This window comes from Pseudomonas sp. PDM22, from assembly GCF_014851965.1.
Lineage (GTDB): Bacteria > Pseudomonadota > Gammaproteobacteria > Pseudomonadales > Pseudomonadaceae > Pseudomonas.
The window spans coordinates 489,568-508,276 of sequence record NZ_JACVAR010000006.1; the positions used below are offsets into that span (position 1 = coordinate 489,568).

Below are 18,709 nucleotides of genomic sequence, written 5' to 3' on the forward strand. Positions count from 1 at the left end.
GGTAGTCGCTCGTCGGTTACTGGGCTTTGAGGCCTTGGATATCCAGGGGAAGGGAAACCCCCAGCAGTACATCCGGCGAGTCTTCGGTCAGACCGAAACCGGCGTTCACGTTGACGATGTAGTCCGGCGATGTTCGCAGGCCGAGCGAGAAGTTCATGATCGCGCTGGTCTGCTCGGGCGCCTCGACCGTGCGGTCGTTGAAGTAGTACTTGTTCTTGAACGAGTAGGCCATCTGGTAGGAGGTGGCCAGGGAAACGTCGTAGGACAGCGCGTAGGCCATACCCATGGCGAAGTTCAGCGTGTCACCCGGCACCACCTTCTCCAGCTCCTCGCCGAACTGGTTCTGGTGGATGTCATCGACCTTCATGTTGTAGGTGTAGCCCAGCGAGCCGTAGAGCACGACGGGGTCGATCACGTAGGACATGTTGGCGCCGGCGCCCAGGCTGTAGAAGCCGTTGCCGGTGGAGACGTCATCCTGCACGTTGCCCTTGTACGGGCTATCGCCGGTGGGCAGGCCGAGGGTCGCGTAGAGCGTGGTGACCGGGGCGCCGCGGCGCGCGGCCCAGGGCTGCCAGCGCAGAGTGGCGGAGACGTCGCCCAGGCTGTAGGCATGGATGTCGCGCTCGGTGTCGTACTTGGCCACGAACGGCAGGCGCATGCTGAAGGTCAGGTTGTCCCAGATGCCGTAGTCGAAGGTGAACGAGTTGGTGAAGGTGTGTTGCGCCTCGCTCTGGGCCAGCACGCTGTAGACGTTCTCGCCACTGCGCACGGCCTGCAGGCGCGTGTCGCGCATCAGGGTGTAGTCGAAGCCGTAGGTCAGCTGGCGCTCGCCTTTCTTGAGCAGGGTGTAGCTCTTCTCGGCGGCCTGGAATACCTGCTCCAGCGCCTTGGCGCTGTCGGCGTCGGTATCCTTCTTGGCCAGCGCATCACGCGCGTCTTCGGTTGTCGCTTCTTCGGCGATGGTGCTGGTACTTGCCAGCAAGGCCAGAGCGGCAACGCACGCAAACCCCTTGAAATCCATGTTGCTATCCCCTGGTCTTGTTCTTATTCGTATGGGCCGATCGGGCGATCACTTGCGCCGGATGTACTGGACATCTCCGTTCGTGGCGGCTGTGCCAATCTGGTTCTGGGTGACCTTGCTCATCTCCGGGAACTCGCGGAAAGCCAGCAGGCTCACGGTCCGGTCGTCCACCAGGCGCATGTCGGCCTCCTTCAGCTCCAGGGCGTTCCTGGGCTCCTGGCCGCTGGGGTAGATCACGAAGAGCACGTTCTGGTCCCAGATTTCCTCGAAACGGGCGCGGGTGAAACTGATGTTGCCCAAGGCAGGATCGGCAACGAAGACGTGGTCGTTGTAGACGTCGCGGACCACGACGAAATGCTTGAAGCCGGCATAGTGGATCGGCACCAGCGCCGGGTGTTCGAGCGAGTCCAGGTCGGAGAACTCGGCACGGAAGCCGCCACTCTTGTAGCCGAGTGCGGCGGCATAGCGCTTCATGTCCAGAAGCGAGAATCCACGGCGCTGGACGATCTTGTCGGCCTCGCCGTACTTGATCAGGCCTTCCATGACCTGACGTTCTTCCAGGTTGCGGCCCAGGTAGTAGTCCAGCAGCGTGGTCAGCGCCGCCGAGCCGCAGCTGTAGTCGTAGGCCTGGCGGATGACGTTGCGGAACTGCACCTGGCTCATCGGCTCGAGCTGGACCGACTCACGGAAGGGACCGTTGGGCGTGAGCGGCTGCGAGATGTTCACTGTGCCCTGCTGTTGCGGCTTGGTATCCACGGCCTGGGTAAAACCGAACAGGCCCAGCAGGCTTCCCAGCAGAATCTCGAACATCCCACCCCTCGCTTCAAATTCTGGAAGTCATTCCTGGAAGACCCTCGCCGGCAGGCGCCGGCAAGGGGTACTGCGCTTCAACCTTCGGGATCAGTGACCCCAGACCTTCACGGTCGAACCGGCGAGGTTCAGGTTGGAAACGGTCAGCGAACCAATGCTGGCGCCGCCGGTGCCTACCTTGACGGCGTCGATGGTGACGTCACCGGTCACGGTGGGCAGGCCGATGGCCAGTTGCTCGGTGGCTACGGCGGTGCCGCCGCCAACCGGAGTGATGTTGGTTTTCACCACGTCGACGGTCATCGGCGCGTTGTCGGCGATGGTCACGCTCGGCAGGTGGATACCCTGCAGGACCAGGGAACCGCCGTTGGTGTCGGCGTCCTTGTAGGTGACAGCGCCAATGGAGGCGTTGAAGGTACCGGAAATGCTGATGCCATCCTGGCCGGTGATACCGGACAGTGCAGCGTCATCCATGGATTTCATGTCGGCATGTGCCAGGAACGGAGCGGCCAGAACTGCGCTTGCAAGAACCAGTTGCTTGATTTTCATTGTTATAACTCTCCAGTGTTCAGGTGGGGTTGCCCCAGGCACTGCAAGGGGCGTCCTACCCCGCTGCAGGTTGACCGGCTGCTGCCGATCTTCCAGACCCCCGACTTCTTCCTTAGGCGCCGCGGGTATGGATTCGTGAAGCACGAAGCTTCTCGTCCTGGTCTCCAAGCTACTGACCCGCCGTGAACCTGCCAGCCCATCCAAGGGATGGCGCAAAACCAACCGTCCGACTCAAGCTTCGCTGAGCAGTCCCAGACTCTTCCCCTTGAGTACCGCCTGGGTGCGGCTGCGCACGCCGAGCTTGGCGAACAGGTTGTGCAGATGCCACTTGATGGTGGCCTCCGACAGATGCACCGCCTGGGCGATATCCCGGTTCGACAAACCCGCCGCCACGAGCCGCAGGATTTCCCGCTCGCGATGGCTAACATCTTGATTTTCATCGAAACTTTCAGGATCTACAGAGAGCCTGCGGCACTGTTCGCGAAGCATCTCGGCCACCCCTTGCCAGGCCGATGCGCGCTTGGGTTCGGCGCCTTTCCAGGCCTCCCAGAGCGGCAGTAGCCACAGGGCGTCGTCCTGGAACAGGCGCCGGTAACCCAGGTTCCAGGCTTCCTCGAGGGTGGGGGCGAACAGAGCGAAGGCTTTTTCGCTGTTACCTTTCTGCCAATACGCCACAGAAAGTAACAGCGAAAGACGTAGCCGCCGGTCGCGCTGATAGGGCGAGGTAAAGCCCGCCAGGCACGATTCCAGACGCTGCTGCGCACGTTCGGCGTGGCGCTCGGAAAGCGCCAGGCGCGCCTCCGCCATCACCAGCGCCGCGTGGGCATCGGCATAGCGTTCGGCGTTGAGCCCTGACAGGTGCCGCGCCAGTTGCAGACACACGCGCTCGGCCTCGTTGGGCCGGCGCATCCACAGAAGCAGCTGTACCTTGCAGCTCATGGCCAGCGCATGCACCCGCTCGTAGCCCGGCGACTGCAGGCCAACCAGCCATTCGTCGAGCTGGGCCAACCCTTGTTCGGCCTCACCAGCGAAGAATCGCGCCTTGGCCATCACCAACTGGCCACGACTGATCAGCTCCACCGGTGTGGCAACGTCGCGCCAGGTGGTGGCCAGCGGCAGTTCGGCGAGGATTGCCGCGTGGCGATCCTGCTCGTAGAGCAGATCGGCATAGGCCAGGGACAACGGTCCTCCGACCCGGCTGCGCCGGCCGAAGACCCGCTCCACACGGCTGCGCGCGCTCTCGGCGATGGTCCGCCCACGCTCCAGCTCACCGCGCTCCTTGCAGATCAGCGCCTCGATCATGCTGACGACGACCTGCAGGTATTCGCTGTCGGCCATGCGCAGGCAATCGCGGGCGACACCGATAGCGTTCGCCGCTTCGGCGTAGTCACCCAGCAGCGCATAGGCCGCCGCCTGGATGCACGACAGGCTGGCGCGGAACACCGGCTGGTTGCCTGGCACCAGCGCCAGCCACTGGCGCGCCACCTTCAGGCAGGCCTCCAGCTTGTCCTGGTAGAGCAGCACCAGCGCCTTGAGTACCTGGGCCACGGCGAGCAATTCGGCCATGCCGAAGTGGCGCACCTTGCCCTGCCCCTGCAGCAGCCGGACGCTGAGCTCTTCGATCAGCGCCTCGGCCTCGGCGAACTTCTGCTCGAAGGCCAGTTGCCAGGCGTAGAAGATCTGGAACACCGGGTGCTCGCGGATCACCTCGGCGGGAATGCTGCTGAGCATGCCGAGGATGCCGTAGACGCGGTTGCCGGCAATCAGCTTGGCGCCCTGGCGCTCCAGCAGGTCGGCGGCGAAGGCGTAGTCGCGGGCGCGCAGGGCGTACTTGATCGCACGGTCCGCCATGTCGCGACCCTCGCACCAGCGCGCGGCAGCATGCAGCAGCGGCGTCGGATCGGAGTTGCGCGCCAGGCGGCCCTGGAGGAATTCGGCGAACAGGTGGTGGTAGCGGAACCACTCGCGCTGGTCATCCAGCGGGATGATGAACAACTGCTCGTTCTGCAGCCGCATCAGCATGTCCAGGCCATCGCGGCGCCCGGTCAGAGCGTTGCACAACTCGGCGCAGAATTCGTCGAGCACCGAGGTCTGGTCGAGGAACTGCTGCAACGGTTCGGGCAGGCTGCGCAGAACGTCCTCGGCGAGGTAGTCGGCAAGGTCGCGCTCGGTACCGGAAAGCCCCTTGAGCAGCGCCGCGCGGTCCGGGTTGCGCGCCAGCGCCAGGGCCGCGAGATGCAGCGCAGTGATCCAGCCTTCGGTGCGTTTATGCAGCAGCTTGAGCTCGCTGTCGCTCAGGGCCAGCCCCTTGAGTTCGGTGAGGAAGGTGTCGGTTTCCTCGCGGGTCAGGCGCAGGTCGTCGCCGCTCAGGCAGAAGGCCCAGGGCGCCAGGCCCGGCTCGTCGACCAGGAAGCGCGGGCGATAGCGCGTGCTGGTGACCAGGCGGATGTTGTCCGGCAGGTGCTCGATCAGGTAGCGCGCACCGTGGGCCAGCGCCGGGTGGCGGATCTGGTGGAAGTCGTCGAGCAGCAGGTAGATCGGCCCGTCGAGGCGACGCAGGTCGGAAAGGAAGGCGTCGATGATGCCTTCCAGCGGCAGGGTCATGTCCGACTGCAGCAGGTTCGAGGTGTTGGTGCCGAAATCCGCCTCGACGCTGCGGATGCTCGCCACCAGGTACTGCACCAGGCGCTGCGGCTCGCTGTCGCCCTCGTCGCAGGACATCCAGGCGACCCGCGCGCCACCCTCCAGCAAGCGCTGGCGGAACAGGCTGAGAATGGTGCTCTTGCCAAACCCGGCCGGCGCGCTGAGGATCAGCACGCGCTGCTGGCGGTGGGCATACAGGCGGTCGATCAGGGCGCGGCGCGGCAGCAGCGAATCGCTGTCGGTGCGCGGTGGGAACAGCTTGGTGCGCAGCAGCGGCATGGGCTGCTGCGGCAGTGTGGTCAGGGTCGTCATGTCAGAGCAGACTCAGCTCGCGGGCACGGCGTATCGCTTGGGTCCGATTGCGCACCTTGAGCTTCTCGTAGATGTTGTGCAGGTGCCATTTGACGGTGCCCAGGGCCAGCGACAGCTGCTGGCCGATCTCCTCGTTGGAGAGTCCCTGGGCCGCCAGGCATACCACCTCGCGCTCGCGGTCGGTCAGACCTTCCTCGAGCACCTCGGGTGACCTGCGTGCTTCCTGCCCCGGCCAGACGGTCAACATTCCGCGAATGAAGACCTGCAGCGCCGGTTGTCGCTCGGTGGATTCCAGCTGCTGCAGCAACTGGCGAATCCCCTCGCCTTCCTCGATGAAAATGCTCCGCACCCCTTCCCGCTCGGCGCCGACCAGGCATTGGCCGAGCAGGCTGTGGGAACGTTCCTGGTAGCCCAGGCGCTGGTAGCTCAGGGCCGCCAGCAGGTCCAGGCGCAGCCGTTGCAGGCCGTGCCACCCCGGCTGCAGCATGCCGCGCAGCTGGGTGATTTCGTGCAATGCCTCGCTGAAGTGCCCGCGCGCCTGGAGCAGGCGCACACGGCTGATGCCCTGCACCCAGAGCACCGGGTTGAACGGCATCTGTTTGTAGTGGCTGGCGAGCTTTGCCCAGTCGATCGCCTTGAGCCGCTGCTCGGCGCGCTTGCAGCGGTCGGTGGCGGTTTCCTGGAGGATCAGGTTGATCTCCTCGCCCACCGCCATGGCGAAGAAGCGCCAGGACTGGTTGCGCGAAGCCAGGGTCTGCATCAACCCCAGAGTCGCCAGTGCTTCCTTGCCGCGGCCCTGCAGGCGCTGGATGCGCGCCAGGCACTGCATGCCCTGGGCGTACAGGTCGATGGGATTGACCACGTCGACCCGGCCCAGCGCCCAGCGCAGGCGCTCTTCAAGGCCATCCAGTTCGGTGCGGTAGTAGGCCGTCAGCGCTTCGGCGATGGCCGGCAACGCCAGGGCCTGGGAGCGTTTGTCGAACAGCGGCATGGCCTGCTCACGTACGCGCTCGATGAGCATCTGCGCCTGGTTGACGTGTCCCTGCTCCAGCGCCAGCACCACTTCGATGGTGCATTGCTGCATGTGCAGGTAGCGGCCATCGAGGAAGTGGTTGCGCTGCTGCGCCAGCCCCATCAGGCGACGTGCCTGCTCCGCCTGGCCACGCACGACCTGGGCGAAGGCGGCGATCAGCAGGATCGCGCCCTCGAGGAACGCCGAGTTCTGCCCCAGTTGGCTCTCCACCTTGCGAGCCAGGGTAATGCACTGTTCGAGGTCATCTTTCTGCAGCGCCAGTACGGCTTTCACCGCCAGCGCCGAGAGGTACTGGTTGCCCATCGGGCCGTTGCCGCGCGAGTCGCCCCAGCGCGCCAGCAGCTCGTCGATCATGCGATTGGCTTCGGGCAGGCTGAGCTCGGTGGCACGGGTCCAGACGTCGCTGAGCACGAGGATCGGGTAGCGCTCGGCGATCTCGTTCGGCACATGCTTGCGCCAACGCGAGATCAGGTAGAGCTGGCCCCGGTTGATCAGCTCCAGGCCGCAGCCATCGACCAGCGCGGCTAGCATCTCCGGGTCCTCAGCGAGACAGGCGTGCTCGATGGCCAGGGTCGGCATGTGGTGATTGGTGAACCACAGGCTGGCGTTGAAGTGCAGTTGCTTGAAGCGCTCCGGGTCGCGCTCGCGCAGGCGGGCGCGGAGGAAGTCGGCGAACAGCTGGTGGAAGCGGTACCACTGGCGGTCGCGGTCCAGCGGCAGGAGGAACAGCTGCATGCTGTCCAGGTGCTCCAGCAGCGCCTGGCCGTCCTGGCGACCGGTCAGGGTGTTGGCCAGATCGCCGTTCACGCGATTGGCGATGCCCAGCGACAGCAGCGCGCTCTGCACGTCGGCCGGCAGGCGTTCGAACACCGCGCGCAGCAGGTAATCACCCACCGCCGCCTTGTCGCTGCTGAGCAGCCTGAGGTCTTCCGGAGCACCCGGCTGCTGGCGCAGCCACAGGCTGACCAGGTGAACCCCCGCCATCCAACCTTCGGTCTGGTTGTGCAGCGACTGCAGGCAGCTATCTTCGAGTTGCAGGCCATCGCGGGCCAGGTACTCGCGGGTTTCGTCGCGGGACAGGCGCAGCTCGTCCTGGCCGATTTCCAGCAGCAGCCCCTTGGCGCGCCAGGTAGCGAGGTTCAGCGGCGGCTGGGAACGGCTGCCGATGGCCAGGGTCAGGCCGGGCGGCGCGTACTGCACCAGGCGATTGAGGCCGGCGAAGACGTCGGAATGGGTGATCTCATGCAGGTCGTCGAGTACCAGCAGGACCTTGCGCTCGTCGCGGGAGAGGTCCATCAGCAGGCTTTCCATGACCGCGACCACGGGCACACGCATGGTGTTGTGCACGTAGCCCAGCGCATCCTCGCCAGTGCCCGGCACGGAGGTAGCCAGGGCCTGGATGAGCTTCAGGCAGAAACGACCGGGATCGTCGTCGTCACTCTCCAGCGAGAGCCAGGCGACCTTGTGGCCTTCGCTTGCACGCTTGCCGGCCAGCGCCGCCAGTGCGGTGGTCTTGCCGAAGCCGGCGGGCGCCGAGAACGACAGGATCGAGGCATAAGGATGTCGGTCCAGGGCATTCTGGACCTCGGGACGAATCAAATAATCAGCAGGCACCCGAGGGGGTGTTAATCTGGAGCGCAGAAGGCTGCCGGCTGCGGGCTCGAGCACTACATCCACGGCCTGTATCCCTATGTCATTATCGTTGTTGGTACGGAGCACTGTCCGCGTGGGATTCGTCACTTCTTATCAGAATGCTTTTCCTACGTAAACTGAAGAAATAGCTCTAGGATCGACACTTCAGCCGACCTGATCACCTCATTTGCCTGCACGCTGTTACCCATGCCTGACTGTTTTCTGTACCCGCTTCCTTACCGGGAAGACCCGGGCGAACGCTTCGCCCTGATTCATCGGGCACCCGGCGCCGTACTCCTGGACGCCGGTCGACCCATTGCCACACGTGGACGCTATGACCTTCTGAGCGCCTGGCCATTGGCAGAACTGGCACCAACCGCCGACGAATCGGCCAAGCGCTTCTTCGCCCGCGCAAGAGCCGCCTTGCAGAGCCTGGGCGAAGCAAAAGTCCCGGACAATCAGCAATTGCCATTCGTCGGCGGAATGATCGGTTATCTCGGTTATGACTTCGGCCGGCGCGTCGAGCACCTGCCCGAACCGAACCTCGACGACCTCGCTCTCCCCGACGCACGCCTGGGCCTGTATGCCTGGGCGCTGGTCACCGACCACGAGGAGCGCAGCAGCCAGCTGGTTTTCCACCCGTCACTGGCGACGAGCGAGCGGGTGCGTCTGATCGCGCTGTTCGAGAACGCCCACGACGATGAAGCGCTGCCGCCCTTCCAGCTTGCTGCGCCCTTCCGTCCGGACCTGAGCCGCGAGCAGTACCGCGAAGCGCTGGAGCGGGTGCACGGCTACATCCTCGCCGGCGACTGCTACCAGGTGAACTACACGCAGCGCTTCCGTGCGCCCTGCCAGGGCTCGCCCTGGCTGGCCTACCGCGCGCTGCGCGAGGCGTGTCCTACGCCCTTTGCCGGTTACCTGGCATTGCCTGAAGGCGCCGTCCTCAGCCTGTCGCCGGAGCGCTTCATCCAGCTCCACGGCAAGCAGGTGGAAACCCGCCCGATCAAGGGCACCCGCCCGCGCGGCGACACCCCAGAGGCCGACCGACAGAATGCCGATGCCCTGCTCGCCAGCGAGAAGGATCGTGCCGAGAACCTGATGATCGTCGACCTGCTGCGCAACGACCTGGGTCGCAGTTGCCGCCCTGGCAGCGTGCGTGTGCCCGAGCTGTTCGCGGTGGAGACCTACCCCAACGTCCACCACCTGGTCAGCAGCGTGCGTGGCGAACTGGCGGACGGCAAGGACGCGCTGGACCTGCTCGAAGGCAGCTTCCCCGGTGGCTCCATCACTGGCGCACCGAAAGTCCGCGCCATGCAGATCATCGACGAGTTGGAGCCGACCCAGCGCAGCATCTACTGCGGCAGCCTGCTCTACCTCGATGTGCGCGGCGAAATGGACAGCTCCATCGCCATCCGCACCGTACTGGTCAAGGACGGCCAGGCAAGCTGCTGGGCCGGCGGCGGCATCGTGGCCGACTCGAATTGGGAAGAGGAATACGAGGAATCGCTGACCAAGGTGGGCGTGCTGCTGCGGACCTTGGAAAACCTGTAGGAGCGGGCCATGCGCGCGATCGCGGGCATGGCCCGCTCCTACAACAGCTGCGTGTCTCGATATTCCGCGTAGGGCGCATAACGCCTACGGCATTATCCGCCGTCCTGGCGGATAACCCGTTCCGGGTTATTCGCCCTACGAGGAGCAAAAAAGCCCCGCATCAGCGGGGCTTTTTCGTCACAGCCGGTATTACAGGCTGAGCGGGCGGTTGGACGCCTTGAGGAATTCCTTCTTCAGGTCCTCATAGGTGTGCACGGCCGGGAACTGCGGGAACTCGCGAATCACGTTTTCCGGCGCGTGGAACAGGATGCCGGCGTGGGCTTCGGAGAGCATGGTGGTGTCGTTGTAGGAGTCGCCGGCGGCGATCACACGGTAGTACAGGCTCTTGAAGGCGATGACCGACTGACGCTTCGGGTCCTTCTGGCGCAGTTGGTAATCCACCACACGATCGGTCTCGTCGGTGATCAGCTTGTGGCACAGCAGGGTCGGGAAACCGAGCTGGCGCATCAGCGGCTGGGAGAACTCGTAGAAGGTGTCGGAGAGGATCACCACCTGGAAGCGCTCGCGCAGCCAGTCGACGAACTCCACCGCGCCTTCCAGCGGCTTCAGGGTGGCGATCACTTCCTGGATGTCGGACAGCTTCAGGCCGTGCTCGTCGAGGATGCGCAGACGCTGCTTCATCAGCACGTCGTAATCCGGGATGTCACGGGTCGTCGCCTTCAGCGCTTCGATACCGGTTTTTTCAGCGAAGGCGATCCAGATTTCCGGAACCAGAACCCCTTCCAGGTCGAGACAGGCGATTTCCACGAACGATTTCCCCGCAGGTTTGACTTGAGAGGCGGCACTCTAGCCGCTCGCTCCAGGCGGTGCAACGCACCACTTATACCCAAACACCACAGTCGACCTTCCTGATGGTTATTTAGGGGCATATCCCCCTCTTTGCTACCATCGCGCCCACAGAGCGCCTTGCGCCATTAAAACTAGGAATACCGCCTGATGAGCCTCCCGTTCGATATCGCGGAAATCGCCGCGAGCTATGCCAGCAAAGCCCCACAGGACATCCTGAAGCTTGCCTTCGAGCACTTCGGCGACGAGCTGTGGATTTCCTTCAGCGGCGCCGAGGACGTGGTGCTGGTGGACATGGCCTGGAAGCTCAACAAGAACGTCAAGGTGTTCAGCCTGGACACCGGCCGCCTGCACCCGGAGACCTACCGCTTCATCGAGCAGGTTCGCGAGCACTACGGCATCGCCATCGAAGTGATGACCCCCGACCCGCGCCTGCTGGAGCCGTTCGTCAAGGAAAAGGGCCTGTTCAGCTTCTTCAAGGACGGCCATGGCGAGTGCTGCGGCATCCGCAAGATCGAGCCGCTCAAGCGCAAGCTGTCCACCGTGACCGCCTGGGCCACCGGCCAGCGCAAGGACCAGAGCCCCGGCACCCGCAGCCAGGTGGCCGTGGTCGAGGTGGACGGCGCCTTCTCCACCCCGGAGAAACCGCTGGTGAAGTTCAACCCGCTGGCGAACATGAGCAGCGAAGAGGTCTGGGCCTATATCCGCATGCTGGAAATCCCCTACAACAGCCTGCACGAGCGCGGCTTCATCAGCATCGGCTGCGAGCCCTGCACCCGCCCGGTGCTGCCGAACCAGCACGAGCGCGAAGGCCGCTGGTGGTGGGAAGAAGCCACGCAGAAAGAGTGCGGCCTGCACGCCGGCAATTTGATCAGCAAGGCCTGAAGCCGTACCCTCGGCTGACGGAAATTTCCTTGTCAGCCCGCAGCCCAGGATCGGACGCCTGCATGCCTGCGGCGGAGCCGATCCCATGCGCATCACCCTGGTGAAGAAGGTCCTGGCCGACGGCCAGGACTGCCGCAAGTGCCGCGAAGTCCACGAACGCCTGGTCAAGGGCGGCTATCTGAGTCGAATCGACCGCACCCTGGTCGCCGATGAGCGCAACCCCGCCAGCACCGGCTGGCTGGTCGCCGCGCAGTACGGTGTGGACACCGCGCCGTTCTTTGTCGTCCGCCACGATGATGGCCGCGAGGTCGTCTACACGGTGTTCATGAGCTTCCTCCATGAAGTTCTGGAAGGCCGTGGCGAACTCCCGCTGGACTCCCGCGAAGCGCTGGCCGAACTGGCCCAGCGCGACGACCTCGATCGCCTCTGAGCGTCGCCTTTGACGCTTTCTTGATGCCCGTTCGGCCAGACTGCTTTCTCCTTCCCTGACGCACAAGGATGTTTCGCCATGGCCGACGGCACGGATCGCAGACGCCCCCGCATTCCCGCCACCGTCTGGGCACTGGGTTTCGTCAGCCTGTTCATGGACCTGTCCTCCGAACTGCTGCACAGCCTGTTGCCGCTGTTCCTGGTTGGCAGCCTCGGCCTGAGCATGGTCGCGGTGGGCCTGATCGAAGGCATTGCCGAAGCCACCGCGCTGATCGTGAAGGTATTCTCCGGCGCCATCAGCGACTACCTCGGCCGGCGCAAGGGCCTGGTGCTGTTCGGCTACGGCCTGGCGGCGCTGTCCAAGCCGCTGTTCCCGCTGGCTACCTCCGGCGAGACCATCTTCGCCGCGCGCCTGCTCGACCGTATCGGCAAGGGCATCCGCGGCGCACCACGCGATGCACTGATCGCGGACGTTTCGCCGCCGTCGATCCGTGGCGCGTGCTTCGGACTGCGCCAGTCCATGGATACCGTCGGCGCCTTCGCCGGCCCGCTGCTGGCCATCGTGCTGATGCTCTGGCTGGGCAACAACCTGCCGCTGGTGTTCTGGTTCGCCTGCATTCCGGCCGGTGTCGCAGTGCTGGCCATCGTCTTCTTCGTCCAGGAACCGGAACAGGCCGAAGGCACCCAGCGCTTCCGCTCGCCGATCCATCGCGATGCGCTGCGCAGCTTCCCGGCGCGCTACTGGTGGGTGGTCAGCATCGGCGCGGTGTTCACCCTCGCGCGCTTCAGCGAAGCCTTCCTGGTGCTGCGCGCCCAGGACATCGGCCTGCCGATGGCCTGGACACCAATCGTCATGGTGGTGATGGCCCTGGTATTCATGCTCTCGGCCTACCCGGTGGGCTGGTGGTCGGACCGCACCGACCGCACCGGCCTGCTGGCTATCGGCATGCTCCTGCTGGTGGCGGCCGACCTGCTGCTGGCCTGGGCTGACTCCACGCCGCTGATGCTCGTCGGCGTCGCACTGTGGGGCCTGCACATGGGCTTCACCCAGGGGCTGCTGGCGACCTTGATCGCCGACACCACGCCAGCCGACCTGAAGGGCACCGCCTTCGGCGTGTTCAACCTCGCGAGCGGAATCGCCATGCTGCTGGCCAGCGTGCTGGCCGGCTGGCTGTGGCAGAGTTTCGGCGCCAGCTGGACCTTCCTGATCGGCGCGGCGCTGGCCTTCGCCGCCCTGCTGTTGCTGCGCTGGCGCATCCACTGAAGTCAGCAATGAAAAAGCCCGGCATCTGCCGGGCTTTTTCGAGAGCGGAGGCGATCAGTAGACCGGCAGTTCGATGCCGTCGAACAGCTCGTCCAGCTCGGTCTTGTTGTGGCACTGCACGGCCTTGGCCAGCAGGTCGCGGGTCAGGTGCGGGGCGAACTTCTCGATGAAGTCGCACATGAAGCCGCGCAGGAAGGTGCCGCGACGGAACCCGATCTTGGTCACGCTGGACTCGAACAGGTGGCTGGCATCGAGCATCACCAGGTCGCTGTCGAGCTTCGGATCGACCGCCATGTGGGCCACGATGCCCACGCCCAGCCCCAGGCGCACGTAGGTCTTGATCACGTCGGCGTCGGCTGCGGTGAACACCACTTTCGGCACCAGGCCACGCTGGTTGAAGGCTTCGTCGAGCTTGGAGCGGCCGGTGAAGCCGAATACGTAGGTCACGATGGGCTGCTCGGCGAGCAGCTCCAGGGTCAGCTTCGGCACCTTGGTCAGCGGGTGGCCCTGGGGCACGATCACGCAGCGGTTCCAGCGGTAGCACGGCATCATGATCAGGTCACCGAACAGCTCCAGCGCCTCGGTGGCGATGGCGAAGTCGACGGTGCCGTCGGCGGCCATCTCGGCGATCTGCATCGGCGTGCCCTGATGCATGTGCAGGGAGACGTCCGGGTACTGCTTGATGAAGCCGCTGATCACGCCGGGCAGTGCATAACGCGCCTGGGTGTGGGTGGTGGCGATGGACAGCGTGCCCTTCTTTTCGTTGGAGAACTCCTGGGCGATCTGCTTGATGCTCTCGACCTTGCGCAGGATCTCGCCGGCAGTGGTGATGATGCGCTCGCCGGCCGGGGTGACGCGGGTCAGGTGCTTGCCGCTGCGGGCGAAGACTTCGACGCCCAGCTCGTCTTCCAGCAGGCGGATCTGCTTGCTGATGCCGGGCTGGGAGGTGTACAGGCTTTGGGCGGTGGCCGAGACGTTCAGATCGTGGTGCGCGACTTCCCAGATATAGCGCAGTTGCTGAAGCTTCATGGACTTTCCTCGAAATGAATGTCGCGACCCGCCATCAGGGGCTTGTCGTTTTATAACCATATTAATGGTTTAAGGAATAAAACTAGACGTTTTTTTTCGCCCTGCATGCCATTCGTCTAAAGCCCCACGGAAATTCCGGGCTTGCCCGACGTATCGTCACAAAGCCTTCAGCGGTGCTGCAGCATCGGTACCAGGTAGACCGGCACTTCGGCCAGCTGTACCAGGCGCGCGGCGGTGCGCCCCAGCGGCGTGTTCAGGCCATCCCCATGGCTGTGGCTGCCGGCGACGATGATGTCGACGTCCAGGCGCTTGGCCTCGTCGAGAATCACCATCGGCGCGTCCCCCTGCACCACGCGCACCGAGCGGATCAGCTCGGCGTCCTGGCGCGCTTCCCCCAGTTCATCGCGGAACCCTTCCATCACCCGCTGCTCGATGCTGCCCATGACGTTGGTCAGGCCGTTGGTGCGCATCTCGTTCAGCGTGCCTTCATCCAGGTAGGTCTGCAGGACGGACTCGGCGAACAGCCCCAGCGGTTCGACCGCGTGCACGACATACACCTCGGCTCCGTAGGCACGGGCCAGCGAAAGTGCGTGCTGAAGGACGTAGGGGGCGTAAAGACCGAGGTCGGTGGCGTAAAGAATCGTTCGGATCATGCGGCCTCCTCGACTGCCTGCGCGGCGGGGCCTATCCAGCAGCGTAGCAGGAGAACACGAATCGCTCCGAGAAGGCCGGATGTCGCGGCCGGGCGGCTATCCGGCGACCTTCTTCTCGTTGCTCACACCATGGGGAACATGGCCGGTCGCCACCACTTCCCGCGCCTTCTCGCAGTGCATCGGCTGGTCGTCGAAGAACACGTCGGCGGCGAAGGCTTCGAGGAAGGCGGCCTTGTCCAGGCCACCGAGGAACAGCGACTCGTCCAGGCGGATGTCCCACTCGCGCAGGGTGCGGATCACCCGCTCGTGGGCCGGGGCCGAGCGCGCGGTGACCAGCGCCGTGCGGATCGGGCAGGACTCCTGGGGGAAGGCCTGCTGCACGCGATTGAGCGCCTTCAGGAAGGGTTTGAACGGGCCGCCACCCAATGGCTCACGGGCGGACTCGCGCTCGTGGGTCTGGAAGGCCTCCAGGCCACCCTGCTGGTAGACGCGCTCGGAGTCGTCGGAGAACAGCACCGCATCGCCGTCGAAGGCGAAGCGCAGCTCGCCATTGGCTTCCCGGCGGGTGCCGCCGGAAAGGATGGTCGCGGCAGCGAAGCCGGCGTCCAGCGCGTTGCGCACGTCCTCTATGTGGGTGGAGAGGAACAGGTGGCAGTTGAACGCCTTGAGGTAGGGATAAGGGCTGCGCCCGCCAACGAAGGCGGCGCGGGAGATGCCCAGGCCGTAGTGCTGGATGGAGTTGAATACGCGCAGGCCGGTATCGGCGCTGTTGCGCGATACCAGGACGACTTCCACCGGCGCGCTGTCGGTCCCGCCGTTGAGGGCGAGCAGCTTCTGCACCAGGGCAAAGGCATCGCCCGGCGGCAGGACTTCGTCCTCGCGGTCGATCTGGTACTGGCGATAGGCTTCGACGCCCTCGCTTTCATAGACCTGATGGCTTTCCCGCAGGTCGAACAGCGCCCGCGAGGAGATCGCCACCACCAGCTTGTCGCCCAGCCCTTTTGCCATGCTTCCCCCCGGTGTTCGTCAGCGAGTCTGGTTGCGTGCGTCGATGAAACGCAGCGCGCGATATAGCGCCTCGATCTTCGGCAGTTCGCGCCCCGCCTTGCGCGCAGCTTCCAGAGGCGCCGCGTAGATGGCGCCCAATTCCAGCGGCCGGCGCTGGGCAAAATCATGGTACATGCTGGGCAGGTAGTCCGGCATCGCATCGGTGGAGCTGAGCATCGCCCCGACTATGCTCTGGGGCAGCGAGTGCCCGCACGCGGCGGCGCCGGCGATGACTTCCTCCATCAGTTCGGCCACCAGGGTGCGACTGTCGGGGTTGTCCATGATCGCCCGCGTGCCGCTGTCGAGCAGCACCGAGAGACCGTTGTAGGGGATGTTCCAGACCAGCTTCTGCCAGCGCGCCTGCTCCAGGTTGGGCATGGCATTGGAGTCCAGGCCGGCGCTGCGGAACAGCGCGGCACCCTCCTCCACGATCGCCTGGCGCGCTTCGGCCTCCTGCGCGGAGCCCGAGTGATAGCCAATGTTCACCCCACCGAAGGCCTGGTGTTCGATCACACCCGGCTCGGCGCGGTGCACGCAGATAAAACAGAGTCCGCCGAGCAGGTGGATGTGGTCGGGCAGCAGCGCGCGCAACTCGTCCTCCACGGCGAGGCCGTTCTGCAGCAACAGGACCTTCGCCCCCTGCGCAGCGGCCTGAATGATCAGCGGCGCGAGGTCGGCGTTGCTGGTGGTCTTGGCGCCCACCAGCAGCCAATCGCAGGACGGCATCTTCGCCACATCGTCGTAGGCGTTCACCGGCGACAGGCTCAGCGCGCCGTGCACCTGGCTGTTCAGACGCAGGCCGTTCTGGGCGACGGCGGGATACTCGCTGCGCAGCAGAAAATGAACGTCATGGCCGACGCGGGCCAGCATCAGGCCGTAGAAACCGCCAATGGCGCCGGTTCCGATGATGCCGATTCGCAGATTCATCAAGGCAATTCCTCAGCAGGGCGCGCCAGGGCAGCGCGCAGGGCTTGGGTCAGGGGTTCGGGGCGCAGCGGTGTGTGGACCGGGCCCAGGAAGTGGCCGTCGCGCACCAGGAACAGGGACGGCAGGTGGAAGACCTCATAGCGCTCGACCAGGCCGCCGCTGTGCCCGGCGTCGATCCAGCACAGGCGGTCGATGGGCAGGCCGAACTCCGGCAGCACCTGCCGCGCCCAGCGACAGGTGGAGCAGCCAGCGCCGGTGAAAATCAGCAGCGATACGCCCGGCAGCTCCAGCAGCCGGCGGTCGGCATCCAGGTCGGTCAGCTCCAGGGCCGGCACTATACTCAAGGTGCCACCACTATAAAGATTGCAGTCGGAGCGTTCCGTCATGCGTCAGTTCCTGCGCCACCCGTGCGATTTTCCGGTCGAGCTGGTCATCCGCAAACAGACTTTCCTGCCGCGCCAGCGGTTGCACAATATCAGCCTCGGCGGCGTCGCGTGCAATTCGCCACGGGGCTTTCGCCGCGGCACCTCCATCGAGCTGCGCATTCCCCTGCTGGGCGACTCCGCCTGCTACCCCGGCGTCATCGCCTGGAGCCGCAAGCAGGCCAGCGACTACCGCGTAGGCATTGCCTTCATCGACGAAGACACCCTGTTCCGGGCGCGCATGGTCGAGCAGGTGTGCCAGATCGAGCAGTACCGTCGCCAGCAGGAACAGGCGAGCGGCAGCAGCCTGCCCTTCGAGACCCTGGCGCTGGAGTGGATCGCGCAGAACGCCGCCGACTTCCCGATGTTTTGCGCGGTCTGACCAGCGCCCCGCAGAAAGTCGCGCAAATGCCCGTGTTGCGGGCATTTTCCTGCATCGAGCCATTGTCGAGGCTACGCCTGAACGGTTAAGGTTCGGGTTCCCCTTAGCGACACCTCTGCCTGCGCCCCATCGCACGGGGATTTCTGGCGGCCGGCACCCGTGACCTGATTGAGTACCACGATGGCTGATTTACAGATCGACGACCTTAACGTTGCCTCCAACGAGACACTGATCACGCCGGAGCAGCTCAAGCGCGAAATCCCCCTGACCGACGCCGCCCTGCGCACCGTCGCCAACGGCCGCCAGGTCGTCCGCGACATCCTCGACGGCAAGGACCACCGCCTGTTCGTGGTAATCGGCCCCTGCTCGATCCACGACATCAAGGCCGCCCACGAATACGCCGAGCGTCTGAAGGTGCTGGCTGCGGAAGTCTCCGACACCCTGTTCCTGGTGATGCGCGTGTACTTCGAAAAGCCGCGCACCACGGTCGGTTGGAAAGGCCTGATCAACGACCCGTACCTGGACGACTCCTTCAAGATCCAGGACGGTCTGCACATCGGCCGCCAACTGCTGCGCGACCTCGCCGAAATGGGCCTGCCCACCGCCACCGAGGCGCTCGACCCGATCTCCCCGCAGTACCTGCAGGACCTGATCAGCTGGTCGGCCATCGGCGCGCGCACCACCGAATCCCAGACCCACCGCGAGATGGCTTCCGGCCTGTCCTCGGCGGTCGGTTTCAAGAACGGCACCGACGGCAGCCTGACCGTGGCGATCAACGCCCTGCAGTCGGTATCCAGCCCGCACCGTTTCCTGGGCATCAACCAGGAAGGCGGCGTCTCCATCGTCACCACCAAGGGCAACGCCTACGGCCACGTGGTGCTGCGCGGTGGCAACGGCAAGCCGAACTATGACTCGGTCAGCGTCGCCCTGTGCGAACAGGAACTGACCAAGGCGAAGATTCCGCTGAACGTGATGGTCGACTGCAGCCACGCCAACTCCAACAAGGACCCCGCCCTGCAGCCGCTGGTAATGGATAACGTCGCCAACCAGATCGCCGAAGGCAACAACTCCATCGTCGGCCTGATGGTGGAAAGCCACCTGGGCTGGGGCGCTCAGCCGATCCCGAAGGACCTGTGCCAATTGCAGTACGGCGTGTCGATCACCGATGCCTGCATCGACTGGGACACCACCGAGAAGGCCGTGCGCAGCATGCACACCAAGCTCAAGGAAGTCCTGCCCAAGCGCCAGCGCGGCTGACGCTCAAGGCACGAACGAAA

17 protein-coding genes are annotated in these 18,709 nt (G+C 64.9%); 6 read left to right on the plus strand and 11 right to left on the minus strand.

The genetic code is table 11. From position 1 onward, the window contains the following. Positions 1–16: 16 nt before the first annotated feature. The 5 genes from IB255_RS22765 to IB255_RS22785 form a co-directional block, all read right to left on the minus strand. Positions 17–1,021 (minus strand): transporter, encoded by a 1,005-nt coding sequence (locus IB255_RS22765; RefSeq protein ID WP_081520583.1) that lies wholly within the window; start codon positions 1,019–1,021, stop codon positions 17–19. A gap of 48 nt (positions 1,022–1,069) precedes the next feature. Continuing rightward, a complete protein-coding gene (locus IB255_RS22770; protein WP_081520584.1) occupies positions 1,070–1,831 on the minus strand; it encodes a C39 family peptidase in 762 nt (253 codons plus the stop codon). Positions 1,832–1,921: 90 nt separating this feature from the next. Beyond that, positions 1,922–2,377 carry a DUF6160 family protein gene (locus tag IB255_RS22775; protein ID WP_017516894.1) on the minus strand — a complete coding sequence of 152 codons (456 nt, stop codon included), beginning with the start codon at positions 2,375–2,377 and terminating at the stop codon, positions 1,922–1,924. A gap of 231 nt (positions 2,378–2,608) precedes the next feature. Then, on the minus strand, positions 2,609–5,332 hold the full coding sequence (locus IB255_RS22780; RefSeq protein WP_081520585.1) for a helix-turn-helix transcriptional regulator: 2,724 nt from the start codon (positions 5,330–5,332) through the stop codon (positions 2,609–2,611). 1 nt (position 5,333) lies between these two features. Beyond that, a complete protein-coding gene (locus tag IB255_RS22785; protein WP_081520586.1) occupies positions 5,334–8,042 on the minus strand; it encodes a helix-turn-helix transcriptional regulator in 2,709 nt (902 codons plus the stop codon). Between the two features lie 162 nt (positions 8,043–8,204). Here IB255_RS22785 and pabB point away from each other — a divergent pair, with 162 nt between their 5' ends. Then, positions 8,205–9,548: an aminodeoxychorismate synthase component I gene (gene pabB, locus IB255_RS22790; RefSeq protein ID WP_081520587.1), complete on the plus strand. Its 1,344-nt coding sequence runs from the start codon at positions 8,205–8,207 to the stop codon at positions 9,546–9,548. 189 nt (positions 9,549–9,737) lie between these two features. Here pabB and thrH read toward each other — a convergent pair whose 3' ends face one another. After that, complete coding sequence (gene thrH, locus IB255_RS22795; RefSeq protein ID WP_024765701.1) at positions 9,738–10,355, minus strand: bifunctional phosphoserine phosphatase/homoserine phosphotransferase ThrH; 618 nt, start codon at positions 10,353–10,355, stop codon at positions 9,738–9,740. A gap of 189 nt (positions 10,356–10,544) precedes the next feature. Between thrH and IB255_RS22800 the strand changes: the two genes are divergently transcribed. The 3 genes from IB255_RS22800 (at position 10,545) to IB255_RS22810 (ending at position 12,972) form a co-directional block, all read left to right on the plus strand. Then, a complete protein-coding gene (locus IB255_RS22800) occupies positions 10,545–11,279 on the plus strand; it encodes a phosphoadenylyl-sulfate reductase (RefSeq protein WP_081520588.1) in 735 nt (244 codons plus the stop codon). Between the two features lie 85 nt (positions 11,280–11,364). Continuing rightward, positions 11,365–11,709 (plus strand): hypothetical protein, encoded by a 345-nt coding sequence (locus IB255_RS22805; protein WP_081520589.1) that lies wholly within the window; start codon positions 11,365–11,367, stop codon positions 11,707–11,709. Positions 11,710–11,787: 78 nt separating this feature from the next. Next, the gene (locus IB255_RS22810; RefSeq protein WP_081520590.1) at positions 11,788–12,972 is read left to right on the plus strand and encodes an MFS transporter; all 1,185 of its coding nucleotides are present in this window, start codon (positions 11,788–11,790) and stop codon (positions 12,970–12,972) included. 54 nt (positions 12,973–13,026) lie between these two features. On the opposite strand, the gene cysB is transcribed toward IB255_RS22810, so the two are convergent. The 5 genes from cysB to IB255_RS22835 form a co-directional block, all read right to left on the minus strand. Then, complete coding sequence (gene cysB / locus IB255_RS22815) at positions 13,027–14,001, minus strand: HTH-type transcriptional regulator CysB (protein ID WP_024765699.1); 975 nt, start codon at positions 13,999–14,001, stop codon at positions 13,027–13,029. A gap of 167 nt (positions 14,002–14,168) precedes the next feature. Then, on the minus strand, positions 14,169–14,654 hold the full coding sequence (locus IB255_RS22820; RefSeq protein WP_081520591.1) for a universal stress protein: 486 nt from the start codon (positions 14,652–14,654) through the stop codon (positions 14,169–14,171). Positions 14,655–14,750: 96 nt separating this feature from the next. Beyond that, on the minus strand, positions 14,751–15,662 hold the full coding sequence (locus tag IB255_RS22825) for a 5'-nucleotidase (RefSeq protein WP_081520592.1): 912 nt from the start codon (positions 15,660–15,662) through the stop codon (positions 14,751–14,753). Positions 15,663–15,680: 18 nt separating this feature from the next. Beyond that, a complete protein-coding gene (locus tag IB255_RS22830; RefSeq protein WP_081520593.1) occupies positions 15,681–16,628 on the minus strand; it encodes a putative 2-dehydropantoate 2-reductase in 948 nt (315 codons plus the stop codon). Continuing rightward, on the minus strand, positions 16,628–17,014 hold the full coding sequence (locus IB255_RS22835) for a thioredoxin (protein WP_081520594.1): 387 nt from the start codon (positions 17,012–17,014) through the stop codon (positions 16,628–16,630). The genes IB255_RS22830 and IB255_RS22835 overlap by 1 nt, the downstream gene beginning before the upstream one ends. Between IB255_RS22835 and IB255_RS22840 the strand changes: the two genes are divergently transcribed. Beyond that, the gene (locus IB255_RS22840) at positions 17,013–17,432 is read left to right on the plus strand and encodes a PilZ domain-containing protein (protein ID WP_081520595.1); all 420 of its coding nucleotides are present in this window, start codon (positions 17,013–17,015) and stop codon (positions 17,430–17,432) included. The genes IB255_RS22835 and IB255_RS22840 overlap by 2 nt on opposite strands. Positions 17,433–17,612: 180 nt before the next feature. Next, entirely contained in the window at positions 17,613–18,689 is a 1,077-nt protein-coding gene (locus tag IB255_RS22845) for a 3-deoxy-7-phosphoheptulonate synthase (RefSeq protein ID WP_081520596.1), read from the plus strand. Positions 18,690–18,709 lie beyond the last annotated feature (20 nt).

What these genes read in the sequence shown, in the direction of transcription:
- IB255_RS22840 (WP_081520595.1), top strand. Translation starts at nt 17,013, where the DNA reads ATGCGTCAGTTCCTGCGCCACCCGTGCGATTTTCCGGTCGAGCTGGTC.
- IB255_RS22835 (WP_081520594.1), bottom strand. Translation starts at nt 17,014, where the DNA reads ATGACGGAACGCTCCGACTGCAATCTTTATAGTGGTGGCACCTTGAGT.
- pabB (WP_081520587.1), top strand. Translation starts at nt 8,205, where the DNA reads ATGCCTGACTGTTTTCTGTACCCGCTTCCTTACCGGGAAGACCCGGGC.
- IB255_RS22775 (WP_017516894.1), bottom strand. Translation starts at nt 2,377, where the DNA reads ATGAAAATCAAGCAACTGGTTCTTGCAAGCGCAGTTCTGGCCGCTCCG.
- IB255_RS22800 (WP_081520588.1), top strand. Translation starts at nt 10,545, where the DNA reads ATGAGCCTCCCGTTCGATATCGCGGAAATCGCCGCGAGCTATGCCAGC.
- IB255_RS22820 (WP_081520591.1), bottom strand. Translation starts at nt 14,654, where the DNA reads ATGATCCGAACGATTCTTTACGCCACCGACCTCGGTCTTTACGCCCCC.
- IB255_RS22830 (WP_081520593.1), bottom strand. Translation starts at nt 16,628, where the DNA reads ATGAATCTGCGAATCGGCATCATCGGAACCGGCGCCATTGGCGGTTTC.
- IB255_RS22805 (WP_081520589.1), top strand. Translation starts at nt 11,365, where the DNA reads ATGCGCATCACCCTGGTGAAGAAGGTCCTGGCCGACGGCCAGGACTGC.
- IB255_RS22770 (WP_081520584.1), bottom strand. Translation starts at nt 1,831, where the DNA reads ATGTTCGAGATTCTGCTGGGAAGCCTGCTGGGCCTGTTCGGTTTTACC.
- IB255_RS22780 (WP_081520585.1), bottom strand. Translation starts at nt 5,332, where the DNA reads ATGACGACCCTGACCACACTGCCGCAGCAGCCCATGCCGCTGCTGCGC.
- IB255_RS22825 (WP_081520592.1), bottom strand. Translation starts at nt 15,662, where the DNA reads ATGGCAAAAGGGCTGGGCGACAAGCTGGTGGTGGCGATCTCCTCGCGG.
- IB255_RS22810 (WP_081520590.1), top strand. Translation starts at nt 11,788, where the DNA reads ATGGCCGACGGCACGGATCGCAGACGCCCCCGCATTCCCGCCACCGTC.
- cysB (WP_024765699.1), bottom strand. Translation starts at nt 14,001, where the DNA reads ATGAAGCTTCAGCAACTGCGCTATATCTGGGAAGTCGCGCACCACGAT.
- IB255_RS22845 (WP_081520596.1), top strand. Translation starts at nt 17,613, where the DNA reads ATGGCTGATTTACAGATCGACGACCTTAACGTTGCCTCCAACGAGACA.
- IB255_RS22765 (WP_081520583.1), bottom strand. Translation starts at nt 1,021, where the DNA reads ATGGATTTCAAGGGGTTTGCGTGCGTTGCCGCTCTGGCCTTGCTGGCA.